Below are 14,873 nucleotides of genomic sequence, written 5' to 3'. Positions count from 1 at the left end.
TATTTTTTGCCTGGTTTTACTTTTTGACAGGGATATACACAGTGCACCGACTCTCCTTGCTGCTTTTCTGCCTGCTGCTGCAGGCCTGCACACAAACGCAAAAAGGCCTGGAACAAACCGTGATGCTGGCCGTGAACGGTCCGGATGATGTCACCGTCACCGATGAGCAGGTCGCCAGTCTCCCTTATGCCAGCCTGTATGCGCGAATCAATGAAGGGCCACGCATTTTTGTGGTGCTCGGTTACGACGAAAACGGCCAACAGAAATGGATCACTCAGGATAAGGCGATGCTGGTGATGCAGCATGGCAGGCTGGTCAAAACGCTGGGGCTGACCAGCAACCTTGATGAGGTCAGCAATCTGGCGCAGGATCCGCTCGCCGATGCGCAGCATCTGCAAAACAATGCCAGCTGGACCCGCGTGGTGCAGTGGCGCGAGAAAGAGAAAGTGCGCGCTGCCACCGCCATTTCCACCTTTCAGCGCGGCGATGACACCGTGCTGAACATCGCTGGTGAGCGCGTGCCCTGCCGTGTCTGGATCGAGACCGTGCGAATGGATGATGTCGGCGCAGAATGGCAAAACACCTTCTGGATCGATAACCGTGATGGCAGCGTTTTGCAGGCAAATCAAATGCTCGCCGCAGATGCCTTCCCTGTTGAAACCACTATTCTGAAGCCGGCGAAATCATGAAAATAATCTCCCCTCTGTTAACGGCCATCGCGCTGCTGACGGCCGGTTATGCGCTGGCAGATAGTCAGGTCACGGTGCATGACCTGCACAGCCAAAACAGCCTGCAGATCGATCATGCACAGAATCTGGCGCAGCTGGTCAGCAACCCGGCAATACACACCTGGTGGCCCGGCACGGTGATCGCTGAACGTGGCGCTACGGCGGTGGCACAGCAACAACAGAAACAGCTGCTGGCTGATTTACGCACCTGGCAGGCTGACAGCGGCGATACGCTGGCAGCGACCATTGGCGCGGTGATCCACCAGCTCAGCGCGATACAGGTCACCGGACGCCAGTTCACTACGCTCGATCCTGATTGGGTGCGCCTGCGTCCAGAAGCCAATCGCACGCTGCAGGGCAGCTACGACCTCTACACGCTGCCGCAACCGAATCAGGTGCTGATTCTCGGCGCGCTGGAACATCCCGGCAAAGCAAGCTGGCAACCCGGTCGTACCGTGCGTGATTACCTTGATACGCACGATCGCCTGTCAGGAGCCGAGCGCAGTTTCGCCACGGTGATCTCGCCTTCCGGTCAGATGCAGCAGGTGCCGGTCGCCTACTGGAATCAACGTCACGTGGAAGTGGCACCCGGCAGCATCATCTGGCTGGGCTTTACCTCGTGGAGCCTGCCCTGGGGCAAAGCTGATTTGAATGCGCGCATGCTTTCTGTTCTGACACACCGGATTCCAGACTGATGAAAAAACAATTACTTCTCAGCCTGTTGGCTGCTTCTGTCTCTGCGGCATGCCAGGTGCACGCGGAAACCTGGCCGGAACCCATCGGGCCATCACAATCGGATTTCGGCGGCGTGGGTTTGATGCAGACCCCCACGGCACGTATGGCGAAAGAGGGCGAATTCAGCCTGAACTTCCGCGATAACGATCAATATCGCTACTACTCTGCTTCGCTGCAGCTGTTCCCATGGCTGGAAACTACCGTGCGTTACACTGACGTGCGCACGCGTCGTTATAGCGCAGTTGAAGGCTTCAGTGGCGACCAAAGTTATAAAGATAAAGCCTTCGATGTGAAGCTGCGTCTGTGGCAGGAGAGCTACTGGCTGCCTGAAGTGGCAGTCGGATCGCGTGATTTGGGCGGTACCGGCCTGTTTGACAGTGAATATCTGGTGGCAACCAAAGCCTGGGGACCGTTTGATTTCACCATGGGCATCGGCTGGGGCTACCTCGGTAACAGCGGCAGCATCAAAAACCCGTTCTGCTCCTACAGCGACAGCTTCTGTAGCCGCACCGGCGGTGGCTCAGCGGGTTCTATCAATGGTTCCCAAATGTTCCACGGCCCGGCAGCCTTGTTTGGCGGCGTGGAGTATCAAACCCCCTGGCAGCCGCTACGCCTGAAGCTGGAATATGAAGGCAATGATTATCAGGATGACTTTGCCGGACGTCTGGAACAGCGCAGCAAGGTCAATGTTGGAGCGATTTATCGCCTGACCGATTGGGCCGATATCAACGCCAGCTATGAGCGTGGCAACACCTTTATGTTTGGCGTGACCGTGCGCACTAACTTCAACGATCTGCGCCAGTCGCACATTGATAGTGCCAAACCGGCTTACCATCCGCAGCCGCAGGGCGATCTGTTGCAACCGACGGTGGTAGCCAACCAGTTGACCGATCTGAAGTACAACGCCGGATTAAGCGGTCCGCGCATCCAGACCAAAGGCAGTACGCTGTATGTCTCTGGCGAACAGACGAAATATCGCGATACGCGCGAAGGCGTCGATCGTGCCAATCGCATCATCATGAACAACCTGCCGGCCGGCATTGATACCATAGATGTCACCGAGTCGCGTCTCAATATGCCGCAGGTGACCACCCGCACCGACGTTGCCAGCCTGCATAACGAACTCAGCGGTTACCCGCTGGGCCATGAGCAGCCGCTGCAGCAGACGCGTGAGAATCCGGTCGATCCAGGCGAGACTGAACAAGGCTTCTTTATCCGCAAAGATCGCCTTCACTATAATCTGGCACCGGTGCTCAATCAGTCGGTTGGTGGGCCTGAAAGCTTCTACATGTACCAACTGGGCGTGATGGGCAGCGTTGATTACGCACTGACCGATCACCTGCTGGTTAGCGGCAGCCTGTTTGGTAACCTCGCCAATAACTACGACAAATTTAACTACAATGGCGCGCCGGCTGACTCCACCCTGCCGCGCGTGCGAACCCATATTCGCGACTACGTCGAGAACAATGTTTACGTTAATGACCTGCAAGCCAACTACATGGGGTATCTCGGCAATGGCTTCTATGGCCAGGTGTACGGCGGTTATCTCGAAACCATGTACGGCGGCGTGGGTGGTGAAGTGTTGTATCGTCCGATAGACAGCAACTGGGCTTTTGGTGTTGATGCCAACTACGTGAAACAACGTGACTGGGACAACATGATGCAGTTCACCGACTACAAAGCCCCAACCGGACACTTCACTGCGTACTGGCGCCCATGGTTCATGCAGGACGTGCTGGTGAAAGCCAGCGTCGGTGAATATCTGGCGAAAGATAAAGGTGTAACGGTTGATGTGTCGAAGCGCTTCGACAGCGGTGTGATGGTCGGCTTCTACGCCACCAAAACCAACGTGTCCGCCGAGGCCTATGGCGAAGGCGACTTCACCAAAGGCTTCTATATCTCGATTCCAATGGATCTGTTTACCGTGACGCCAACTCGTGGCCGTGCGCAGGTGAATTGGGTGCCGCTAACGCGTGATGGCGGACAGATGCTGGGGCGTAAATATCAGCTGTATGACATGACCTCAGATCGTGATGCGCGGTTTAATTAACGACAAGTGTGGAAGGTTGAAACGGCGTTGACCTCCAGGTGCTTACCTGGAGGTCTCGGGGCCTTGCCTGGTTGGGCCCCGACTGCATGCTCTGCGCGTCCTTTTACGCCATCAGCCCATCAATCCGCGTCATAACCCAGATTCGGTGCCAGCCAGCGCTCAACCTCGCTGACACTCATCCCTTTACGCGCCGCATAATCTTCCACCTGATCGCGCTGTATCTGCGCCACAGCGAAGTATTTGCTGTCCGGATGGCTGAAATACCAGCCGGATACTGCCGCGCCCGGCCACATTGCAAAAGACTCCGTGAGCTTCATGCCAGTGTGCGTCTCCACATCCAGCAACTGCCAGATTTGCGCTTTCTCCGTGTGTTCCGGACAGGCCGGATAGCCCGGAGCAGGACGAATGCCCTGATAATTTTCGCGAATCAACTCTTCGTTACTCAGGTTCTCATGGGCATCAAAGCCCCAAATCACCTTACGTACCCGCTCATGCAGATATTCGGCAAAAGCTTCTGCCAGCCGGTCTGCCAGCGCCTTGACCATGATCTTGTTGTAATCATCGTGCTGCTGCTCATACGCTTCGGCCAGCGCATCTTCTTCCAGCCCACCGGTCACCGCAAAAGCGCCGAGATAATCGGCTTTACCGCTGGATTTCGGTGCGACAAAGTCAGCTAAGCAGTAGTTGGCGAAGTCAGTCTTCTCGGTCTGCTGACGTAAGTGATGGCTCACACCTATCACCTGATCGCGGTTTTCATCACGGTAGACTTCGATATCGTCTCCGACGCGGTTTGCCGGGAAAATCCCTACTACGCCACGCGGATTGAGGGTGCCGGTTTCACTGAGCCTGTCCAACATAGCGTTGGCATCGGCAAACAGGCGTTTAGCCTCTTCACCCACCACTTCATCTTCGAGAATGCGCGGGTATTTCCCCGCCAGCGACCAGGTCATAAAGAACGGCGTCCAGTCGATGTAGTGACGCAGCGTGTCGATACTGGCTTCCACCGCGCTGACCCCAAGGCGATGCGCGACCGGCGGCGTATAGCTTTCCCAGTCGATGGCATAATCGTTGTCGCGTGCGGTTTGCAGGCTGACCGGCGGCGTACGTGGCTTTTTACGTGCGTGCTGAATGCGCACCGTGTCGTATTCTTTGCGCGTGCGTGCCACAAACTCCTCTTTGAGGCTTTCGGAGAGCAGTGAAGAGACAACACCCACGGTACGCGAGGCGTTTTGCACATACACCGTTGGACCACTGTAGTTCTGCTCGATCTTCACCGCCGTATGCGCTTTCGACGTGGTCGCACCGCCAATCAGTAACGGAATGGTGAAGCCCTGGCGCTCCATCTCTTTCGCCACGTTGACCATTTCATCCAGTGATGGCGTAATCAGCCCAGAAAGCCCAATGATATCGGCATTTTCAGCCATGGCGGTTTTCAGGATTTTGTCACTTGGCACCATCACGCCAAGATCGATAATTTCGTAGTTATTACATTGCAGCACCACGCCGACAATGTTTTTACCGATGTCATGCACATCGCCCTTCACCGTCGCCAGCACGATTTTACCGTTGCTGCGCCCGGCTTCTTTGCTGGCTTCAATATAAGGTTCGAGATAGGCCACCGCTTGCTTCATCACGCGCGCCGATTTCACCACCTGCGGCAGGAACATTTTGCCCTCGCCGAACAAATCGCCGACCACGTTCATGCCGGACATCAGCGGCCCTTCAATCACCTCAATAGGCCGTGCGGCAGCCTGACGCGCCTCCTCGGTGTCCAGCTCGATAAATTCAGTGATGCCTTTTACCAGCGAGTATTCCAGACGCTTGACCACGTCCCAGCTACGCCATTCGGCCTGCTGCTTCTCCTGCTCACCGTCGCTCTTGCTACCGCGATATTTCTCCGCCAGCTCCAGCAAACGCTCGGTGCCATCGTCGCGGCGGTTCAGCACTACATCTTCCACCGCATCGCGCAATTCTGCGGGCAAATCATCATAAATCGCCAGTTGCCCGGCGTTGACGATGCCCATATCCATCCCGTTGCGAATCGCGTAATAGAGGAACACCGCATGAATCGCCTCACGCACCGGATCGTTACCGCGGAACGAGAACGACACGTTAGAGACGCCGCCGGAGATCATCGCATGCGGCAGTTCGCGTTTGATGTCTTCACAGGCACCAATAAAGTCCATCGCATAGTTATTATGCTCTTCAATACCGGTGGCGACTGCGAAGATATTTGGGTCGAAAATGATGTCTTCTGGCGGGAAACCGACCTCTTCCGTCAGGATCTTGTAGGCGCGACGACAGATTTCGATTTTGCGTGCGCGGGTATCCGCCTGGCCGACTTCGTCAAACGCCATCACCACCATGGCGGCACCGTAGCGTCGCACTTTACGCGCGTGTTCGATAAACGGCTCAACGCCCTCTTTCATCGAAATGGAGTTAACGATGCCTTTGCCCTGAATGCACTGCAGCCCTTTCTCGATCACCTCCCACTTGGAGGAGTCGATCATAATCGGTACGCGTGCGATATCGGGTTCACCGGCAATCAGGTTAAGGAAGCGCACCATCGCGGCTTCCGCATCCAGCATGCCTTCGTCCATGTTGATATCGATAATTTGCGCGCCACTTTCCACCTGCTGACGCGCCACATCCAGCGCTTCGTTATATTTCTCTTCTTTAATCAGACGCTTAAATTTGGCCGAACCGGTGACGTTGGTGCGTTCGCCGACGTTCACAAACAGTGAATCAGCGTGAATATTCAGGGGTTCCAGACCGGACAGACGGCAGGCAACAGGGATCTCAGGCAACTGACGGGGTGCAACGCCCTCAACCGCCGCCGCCATCGCCGCGATATGCTCCGGCGTGGTACCGCAGCAGCCGCCGATGATATTTAGAAAGCCAGCTCGCGCCCATTCGCCGATCTGTTCAGCCATGGTTGCCGCATCTAAATCGTATTCACCAAACGCATTCGGCAATCCGGCGTTAGGGTGGGCAGTGACATAGCCTTCCGCAATACGGGATAGCTCCTGCACATACTGACGCAACTCGTCCGGGCCCAGCGCACAGTTGAGGCCGAACGACAGCGGCTCGGCGTGACGCAGTGAGTTGTAGAAACCTTCGGTGGTCTGCCCGGAGAGCGTGCGACCCGAGGCATCGGTGATGGTGCCGGAGATCATCACCGGCAGCTTCACACCCATCGCTTCCATCTCGACCTGCACAGCGTAAATCGCCGCCTTGGCGTTCAGGGTATCGAACACTGTCTCAATCATGATCAGGTCGGAGCCACCCGCAATCAGGGCATGCGTTGATTCGCGGTAGGCTTCCACCAGCTGATTGAAGGTGACGTTTCGGAAGGCAGGATCGTTCACATCGGGCGAAATGGAGCAGGTGCGGTTGGTGGGACCGAGCACGCCCGCAACATAGCGCGGTCGGTCAGGTGTTTTTACCGTCCATGCATCCGCACTGGCACGCGCCAGTTTTGCCGCTTCAAAGTTAATCTCCGCTGACAAAGCTTCCATCGCGTAATCTGCCATCGCAATGGTGGTGGAGTTGAAGGTGTTGGTTTCCAGAATATCTGCGCCAGCGGCGAGATAAGCATCATGAATTTCGCGAATAACGTCCGGTTTGGTGAGCACTAACAGATCGTTATTGCCTTTTAAATCAGAAGGCCAGTCGGCAAAACGGCTGCCCCGGAAATCTGCTTCACTCAGTTTATAACTCTGGATCATGGTGCCCATGCCACCATCCAAAATCATAATGCGCTGTGCAAGCTGCTGATGCAGCATTTCGGTTTTGTTGCTCACTCTCGCCCCGTCCACGTCATTGCATTGGCTAATATGCCAGCCAGACATACTGGCATAACTTTCCGGTGAGCAAAAGTCACGACAGATGAGACATTTTCAGCCTGAAAGCATCACAGATCCGACCAGTAAAGCAGCGTTTGCATTCATACGCCCAAAAACGAAAATGGTTTCCAGCATTGATGCGATTGTGGAGACGTTATGGCAACCCCAGTACCGGCGAAACGTGGAAAAAAACCGCGTGCCGCAACAGCCACCAGCGCCCCGGCAGGTGGGCAAGTTCAATCCCTGACGCGCGGTTTGCGTTTACTCGAACTGATCGCCGAATCTCACGGCAGCGTCGCGCTGACCGAGCTGGCTCAACAGGCCGGCTTACCGAACTCCACCACGCATCGCTTGCTGACCACCATGCAGCAGCAGGGATTTGTGCATCAGGTCGGTGATCTGGGCTTCTGGACGATTGGATCGCACGCATTTGTGGTCGGCAGTAGCTTCCTGCAGAGCCGCAATCTGCTGGCGATTGTGCATCCTATCCTGCGCAAACTGATGGAAGATGCCGGAGAGACAGTGAATCTGGCGGTGCTGGATCTCAGCGACTATCAGGCAGTGATTATCGACCAGGTGCAGTGTACGCAGCTGATGCGTATGTCGGCACCAATTGGCGGTAAGCTGCCGATGCACGCGTCTGGCGCTGGCAAAGCATTTCTCGCCCATCTCAGCGATGAGCAGGTGACCGCGCTGTTGCATCAGAAAGGATTGCACCACTACACGCCGAAAACGTTGATGTCTCCGCACAGCCTTAAAGAGAATCTGGCGCTGATCCGTAAGATGGGCTTTTCACACGATGATGAAGAGCACGCGCTGGGCCTGCGCTGCGTAGCGGCCCCGATTTATGACGAGCACGGCGAGCCTTTTGCCGCCATCTCGATTTCCGGCCCAATCGCGCGCATGACCGACGACCGCGTGACCGAACTGGGCGCGCTGGTGATCCGCGCTGCCAGGCAGGTCACGCAAACCTATTCTGGCCGCTAAGCGGCCACTGATGCATAGCGCGCGCTGAAACGTTGTCCGGCGCGCCAGGCGATCACTTCTTCGATGTGCCCTTGTCGAATGCGCGCTTGCAGCGCGCGCCACCAGCCCGGATCAAACAATTGCGGATGCAACGCCTGCAATAACTTTCCGGTGCCTGGCTCGCTGCACAGCGCATAGCGGAAGGTTTCCGGGAACACATCATCCGGTCCCACGCTGTACCACGGCTCGGCCTGCAGTTCATCCTCTTCGTAACGCGCTGGCGGCACATCGCGGAACTGCAATTCGGTCATGGGCCGAATTTCATCGTAGTCGTAAAACACCACGCGGCCGTGGCGCGTCATGCCGAAGTTTTTGAACAGCATGTCGCCGGGGAAAATGTTGGCTGCCGCCAGCTGGCGAATCGCGTCGCCATATTCACCCACCGCGTGCTGACGCTGTTCCGGCGTGGCCTGCGCCAGCCACAAATTGAGTGGCTCCATGCGGCGCTCCAGCCACAGATGTCGAATGATCAGCACATCGTCACGCAGTTCCATCTTCTCCGGAATGTCGCGTTGAAATTCCTCCATCAGCTCTGCCGGGATACGTGCGCGCGGTATCGCGAAGTACTCAAATTCCTGGGTATCAGCCATGCGTCCCACGCGGTCGTGTTCTTTGACCATGCGATAGCATTCCCGCACCTGCGCATCGGTGACCTCTTTCTGCGGCGCGAAGCGATCTTTAATCACCTTAAATACGCGATCAAATCCTGGCAGCGTAAACACCAGCATCACCATGCCGCGGATGCCGGGCGCGATGGTGAAATCTTCGTCGCTGTGTGCCAGATAATCCAGATATTCGCGGTAGCATTCGGTTTTGCCGTGTTTCTGGCAACCGATGGCCATGTAGCGTTCGGCAAGGGTTTTTCCCGGCAGAATCGGTTGCAGCCAGGCAACCAACGCCGCAGGAACGGGGGCATATACCATAAAGTAGGCGCGGGCGAAGCCAAACACGATGCTGGCGTCGTCGCTGTCGGTTAAGCAGGTGTCGATCCACAAGCGTCCCGCCTCATCACGCTGAATAGGCAGTAAGCAAGGCACCATGCCATCACTCAGCTGTAATCGCGCCACAATCCATGCGGTTTTATTTCGGTAGAACAATTCACCGGCGACATCCAGCGTGGCAGCTGCCAGTTGAGTGGAGCTGAACTGCTCATGCAGATGGCGGACAATCCAGCCAATATCACGGGTGAGGTCCTGCCAGGGTAAGCGCAAAGGAATATCATTGAGCACCTGACGCAGTACCTCATGCCAGTTGTGCTGCAGGCGATACAAGCGTGACAGCGGACGCTGGGCCAGCGGCGTCGGGGCATAAGGCTGCGACGGAAAGATAAACAGGCGTTCGGGATCCAGATGACTATGGCCTTGCAGACGGCAATAGACGGAATTAAAAAAGCTTTCGGCGATTTCATGGCGCGGATAGCCGGGGAGCAGCGTCTCATAATGGCTTTTTACCCGCAGCCAGAACGCCTCATCCCAGTTCGACACGTCATTGAGGATGCGCAGTTGGTTGGCCACGAGTCCGACATGGTGATCATAAAGATGGATACGCGCTTTCATCGCCTGCTGCACGGCATGCCAGTCGGCCTGCTCGAAGCGCTGCTGGGCGCCTGCAGTGATATCCAGAAAGCGGCCATACTGCGCATCGAAACCTTGCAGAATGGTGTGGGCGATCAGAGATTCTCTTGGTGTCATCGGCAACGCTCCGGCAAAGGGCGCCCGTCCGTGGGCCAGGCGTGATGAAAGTCCGGGATGCGGTTTTTGGTCGTCATCAATGGCGACCCTACGAATGTATCGTGCGATTTTCGTAGGGTACGCATGCAGACTGATCAGAACTGCGCGGCCTCAGTGGAACCGGTCAGTGCAGTGACGGAAGACTGGCCGCCCTGAATCACGTTAGTGATACGGTCAAAATAGCCGGTGCCCACTTCCTGCTGATGTGAGGAGAAGGTGTAACCTTTTTCGCGCGCGGCAAATTCAGGCTGCTGCACTTTCTCAACGTAATGGCGCATACCTTCACCCTGCGCATACGCGTGCGCCAGATCGAACATGTTGAACCACATACTGTGGATACCCGCCAGCGTGATGAACTGGAAGCGGTAGCCCATGTCGCTCAATGCCTGCTGGAAACGGGCGATGGTGCGATCGTCGAGGTTCTTCTTCCAGTTAAACGATGGCGAACAGTTGTAGGCCAGCAATTTGCCCGGATATTGTGCGTGGATCGCATCGGCGAAACGCTGCGCCAGTTCGAGATCCGGCGTCGAGGTTTCGCACCAGAGTACATCTGCGTACGGCGCATAAGACAAACCTCGGCTGATCGCCTGCTCAATACCGGCACGAGTGCGGAAGAACCCTTCCGCAGTGCGTTGCCCGGTGATAAACGGCGCATCGCGCTCGTCACAGTCGGAGGTAATCAAATCAGCAGCATCCGCATCGGTGCGCGCCAGCAATATGGTGGGCACCCCCATGACATCGGCTGCCAGTCGCGCGGCCACCAGTTTTTGAATCGCTTCCTGGGTTGGCACCAACACTTTGCCGCCCATATGGCCACACTTCTTCACCGAGGCCAGCTGATCTTCAAAGTGCACCGCGCCGGCGCCTGCTTGTATCATCAATTTCATCAGCTCGAAGGCGTTGAGCACGCCACCAAAGCCTGCTTCCGCATCCGCCACAATCGGCAGGAAGTAGTCGATAAAGCCCTCATCCTCTGGTGACACACCATTCGCCCACTGAATCTGGTCGGCGCGTTGGAAGCTCTGATTAATACGCTCGACCACATTGGGCACCGAGTTCGCCGGATAGAGCGATTGATCGGGATACATCTGCCCGGCCATATTCGCATCCGCTGCTACCTGCCAGCCGGAGAGATAGATCGCCTCGATTCCTGCTTTGGCCTGCTGTATCGCCTGCCCGCCGGTTAAGGCACCAAGGCTGTTGATATAGCCCTTGGTGGATTCACCGTTGAGCAGCGACCACAGTTTATTGGCCCCCCGCTCTGCCAGCGTACAGGCCGGATTCACCGAACCGCGCAGGTTGATAACATCTTCCGCGCTGTAGGGGCGGGTAATGCCCTGCCAGCGTGCGTCGTTCCAGCTCGATTCCAGTTGTTTGATCTGTTGGTTACGATTCATAGCGTTATCTCCAGGTTCATGGCAGCAGGCGGTAGCCCGGCAGAGTGAGAAAAGAAACCAGCTCGTTATCCGTGGTGATTTGCGCCATCAGTGCGGCGGCATCGGCGAAGCGCCCGCTACGGCAGCGCTCTTCACCCAGCGTGTGTTGCAGCGCTTGCATCTCCTCATCCAGCAGACGTTCAAACAGCTCGGTGGTCACCAGTTGGCCATCGCTGAGGATCTGTTTGTGGTGAATCCACTGCCAGATGGAGGTACGAGCAATTTCTGCCGTGGCGGCATCCTCCATCAATCCATCGATAGGCACGCAGCCGTTACCCCCGATCCACGCCTCAAGGTATTGCAGCGCCACACGAATGTTGGCGCGCATACCCGCTTCAGTACGCAGCCCCCGGCATGGGCGCAACAAGCGTTCGGCGGTGATGGGCGCATCCTGATCGCGACTGACATGCAGCTGATTCGGTTGCTCACCAAGCTGGCGATCAAATTCTGCCATCGCGATATCGGCCAGGCCCGGGTGTGCGACCCAGGTGCCGTCATGACCGTTACCGGCTTCACGCGCTTTGTCTTCCTGTACTTTCTGCATCACCCACGCATTACGTTCGGCGTCTTTACTGGGGATTAGCGCGGACATGCCACCCATCGCTAAGGCGCCGCGGCGGTGGCAGGTTTTGATCAGCAGCCGTGAATAGGCATCGAGGAAAGGCTGATCCATGCTGATTTGCTGACGATCCGGCAGAATGCGATCGCCGTGCTGCGCCAGCGTTTTGATGTAACTGAAGATGTAATCCCAGCGGCCGCAGTTCAGGCCGACCACGTGATCGCGCAGTTCCCACAGGATCTCGTCCATCTGGAAGACTGCCGGCAGCGTTTCGATCAACACCGTGGCTTTGATGGTGCCGCGCGGCAGATCAAAACGATCTTCGCTAAAGCGGAAGATCTCACGCCACCACGCCACTTCAGACGCATGCTCGGTTTTTGGCAGATAGAACCAGGGCGCGTGCCCCTTCTCCAGCAGCGCATCAACGTTGTGGAACAAATAGAGCGCAAAATCAAACAGTCCGCCAGGAATGGCACGATCGCGCCACTCAACATGCTTTTCATTCAGATGCAGTCCACGTACACGGCACATCAGCAGAGCAGGATCGGATTTCAACTGGTAGATCTTGCCCGCTTCACTGGTGAAGCTCAGCGTGCCTTTAACCGCATCGCGCAGTGTCAGCTGGCCATCCATCAATTTCTGCCAGGTCGGTGCCAGTGAATCCTCAAAATCGGCCATAAAGACATTGACGTTAGCATTCAGCGCGTTGATCACCATTTTGCGATCCGGCGGACCGGTGATCTCAACGCGACGATCGCGCAGCAGATGGGGAATTGGACGTACCTGCCAGTCACGATTACGAATGGAAGCTGTTTCCGAATCAAAGTCCGGTAAGGCCCCCTGATCGTAACGTTGCTGGCGCTGCTGACGTGCCTTTAACAGGCGCTCACGTTCCGGTGCAAAACGTGCAACCAGTGTATGCAGGAAGTCGATGGCTTCCGGTGTGAGCAGCTGCTTTTCCGTTTGGGTAAAGGGCTGAGTGAAAGTCAGCGTATTGTGGATAACCGAATCTGTCATGCGGGCTGCTCCTGTTTTGATCCGTCCCCATTTACGGGGATCCGGGTGTAGGGTGATTTTTAACCGGCAAGATCAGAGCATAATGATTTTTATTTTTTTTTCAAAAACTATTTCCATTTTTGTTTCGCAAATGATTTATCTTTTTGATTTAAATGTAATTTAAACTCTCGAATTAAAGGCAATGGATTCCACCACTTTGCGCAAGGCAAAAAAAATGCCGCGACAGCACGAGGCTGTCACGGCACATTTAACGAGAAAAGCGAGCTTTGCTTTAGTCGAGTGTGGGATTCATATGACGCAGATCGAACGGCGTGATCTGGTAAACGTAATAGTTTAGCCAGTTTGAGAACAACAGATTACCGTGGCTGCGCCAGGTGGCACGTGGTGGCAGTTCAGGGTTGTCCTGCGGGAAGTAGTTAAACGGTACTTCCGGGTGCAGCCCGGCATCATAATCTCGATGATATTCACAGGACAGCGTCAGCGCATCGTATTCAGGATGGCCAGTAACAAATGCCAGGCGCTTGTCTTTGCTCGCCATCAGGTAAGCCCCGGTGGCGTCAGATTCGGCAAACAACTCGAGATCGGTATAGTCGCGAATTAACTGGCTCGGGAAATCAGCATAACGCGAATGAGGCGCGAGAAAATTGTCGTCAAATCCACGGGTTAGCAAGGCATGTGGATGCAGGATTTGATGTTCATATACACCCGAAAGTTTGTTCTGCCGCGTCTGCTTAGGAATACCATAGAGAATGTTCAGGGCTGCTTGCACCGCCCAACAGACAAACAGCGTGGATGTGACGTGTTCTTTCGCCCAGTGCAGCACACGCTGAATCTGCGGCCAGTATGCCACGTCATTGAAATCTACCAATCCCAGCGGGGCACCCGTAACGATCAGACCATCGAAATTATCGTGCTCAATATCTTCGAAGTTGCAGTAGAAGTTATTGAGATGCTCGCTCGGCGTATTGCGTGACTCACGACTGTCGATGCGCAGTAGCTGTATGTCGATCTGCAGTGGCGAGTTAGAGAGTAAGCGTAAGAACTGATTTTCCGTTTCGATCTTTTTTGGCATCAGGTTGAGGATCAGTACTTTTAGCGGACGAATCTCCTGAACACTGGCGCGCGATGAGGCCATGACAAACACGTTCTCATTACGCAAAAAATTCACTGCCGGTAATTCGTCGGGGATTCTGATTGGCATAACTGACTGACCTCTTACTGATAACCGTATAAACGTTTAGACATCCAGATGCCCGAGGTTAGCCTGGCATCCGCTGAATGTCGAGTCTTCATGCGGATTATGAAAATGTTTCAGTTTAAAGCGGGATTCATACCGGTAAATTGGTTATTTAAGTCGCGTTTTTACCGTGCTGACGCTTGGATTTATGCCTATTTTGCATATAGGCGTGATTCTGAGAATGGTTTTTTATTGCCGAAATGTGGATCTAATTCAACAGTTAATGACCGCTGCTTGGAGTCAACACTACAGCGACTGGGTTCCGGAGTGGCAGCCGTTCAGTGGATACAAAATAGAATCAAATTACTGCTGATTTATCAGGATTAGCTTAAGGTCTTGAGGTTAACCTGTAGCCAAAATCGCGCTGTGGCGGCGTGGTGTCAAAGGTGAAGTGGCTGATTTACTGGATGGATATGTGATTGCGCTGGCCAGCGATGAGAAACTGGCGATCGACCGCCCTCTTCTTGATATTAATCATCCGTTTAGCGTGGCTGATTTTATCGAAAACTG

9 protein-coding genes are annotated in these 14,873 nt (G+C 55.3%); 4 read left to right on the top strand and 5 right to left on the bottom strand.

Features of this window, described 5'->3' with window-relative positions; translation table 11 throughout:
- Positions 1-41 precede the first annotated feature (41 nt).
- The 3 genes from VI01_RS14765 to VI01_RS14755 are packed head-to-tail and all read left to right on the top strand — an operon-like array spanning position 42 to position 3,513.
- Positions 42-689: a YjbF family lipoprotein gene (locus tag VI01_RS14765; RefSeq protein WP_045815757.1), complete on the top strand. Its 648-nt coding sequence runs from the start codon at positions 42-44 to the stop codon at positions 687-689.
- The gene (locus VI01_RS14760; RefSeq protein WP_045815756.1) at positions 686-1,423 is read left to right on the top strand and encodes a capsule biosynthesis GfcC family protein; all 738 of its coding nucleotides are present in this window, start codon (positions 686-688) and stop codon (positions 1,421-1,423) included. Before VI01_RS14765 ends, VI01_RS14760 begins: the two co-directional genes overlap by 4 nt.
- Complete coding sequence (locus tag VI01_RS14755) at positions 1,423-3,513, top strand: YjbH domain-containing protein (RefSeq protein ID WP_038643721.1); 2,091 nt, start codon at positions 1,423-1,425, stop codon at positions 3,511-3,513. The genes VI01_RS14760 and VI01_RS14755 overlap by 1 nt, the downstream gene beginning before the upstream one ends.
- Positions 3,514-3,632: 119 nt before the next feature.
- Here VI01_RS14755 and metH read toward each other — a convergent pair whose 3' ends face one another.
- Positions 3,633-7,316: a methionine synthase gene (gene metH, locus VI01_RS14750; protein ID WP_045815755.1), complete on the bottom strand. Its 3,684-nt coding sequence runs from the start codon at positions 7,314-7,316 to the stop codon at positions 3,633-3,635.
- Positions 7,317-7,514: 198 nt separating this feature from the next.
- Here metH and iclR point away from each other — a divergent pair, with 198 nt between their 5' ends.
- The gene (iclR, locus tag VI01_RS14745; protein ID WP_038643723.1) at positions 7,515-8,345 is read left to right on the top strand and encodes a glyoxylate bypass operon transcriptional repressor IclR; all 831 of its coding nucleotides are present in this window, start codon (positions 7,515-7,517) and stop codon (positions 8,343-8,345) included.
- Here the strand turns inward: iclR and aceK are convergent.
- The 4 genes from aceK to metA all read right to left on the bottom strand — a co-directional run bounded on the left by aceK (position 8,342) and on the right by metA (position 14,327).
- The gene (aceK, locus tag VI01_RS14740) at positions 8,342-10,075 is read right to left on the bottom strand and encodes a bifunctional isocitrate dehydrogenase kinase/phosphatase (RefSeq protein WP_045815754.1); all 1,734 of its coding nucleotides are present in this window, start codon (positions 10,073-10,075) and stop codon (positions 8,342-8,344) included. The two genes, iclR and aceK, sit on opposite strands and share 4 nt — an antisense overlap.
- A 134-nt stretch (positions 10,076-10,209) precedes the next feature.
- A complete protein-coding gene (gene aceA / locus VI01_RS14735) occupies positions 10,210-11,511 on the bottom strand; it encodes an isocitrate lyase (protein WP_045815753.1) in 1,302 nt (433 codons plus the stop codon).
- Between the two features lie 16 nt (positions 11,512-11,527).
- Positions 11,528-13,126 carry a malate synthase A gene (gene aceB / locus VI01_RS14730; protein WP_045815752.1) on the bottom strand — a complete coding sequence of 533 codons (1,599 nt, stop codon included), beginning with the start codon at positions 13,124-13,126 and terminating at the stop codon, positions 11,528-11,530.
- 271 nt (positions 13,127-13,397) lie between these two features.
- Complete coding sequence (gene metA / locus VI01_RS14725) at positions 13,398-14,327, bottom strand: homoserine O-succinyltransferase (protein WP_045815751.1); 930 nt, start codon at positions 14,325-14,327, stop codon at positions 13,398-13,400.
- Positions 14,328-14,873 lie beyond the last annotated feature (546 nt).

This window comes from Pantoea sp. SM3 (assembly GCF_000963995.1).
Taxonomy (GTDB): Bacteria; Pseudomonadota; Gammaproteobacteria; order Enterobacterales; family Enterobacteriaceae; genus Pantoea; species Pantoea rwandensis_B.
The sequence above is the reverse complement of the archived record's forward strand: the minus strand, read 5'-3'. Positions and strand labels throughout refer to the sequence as shown.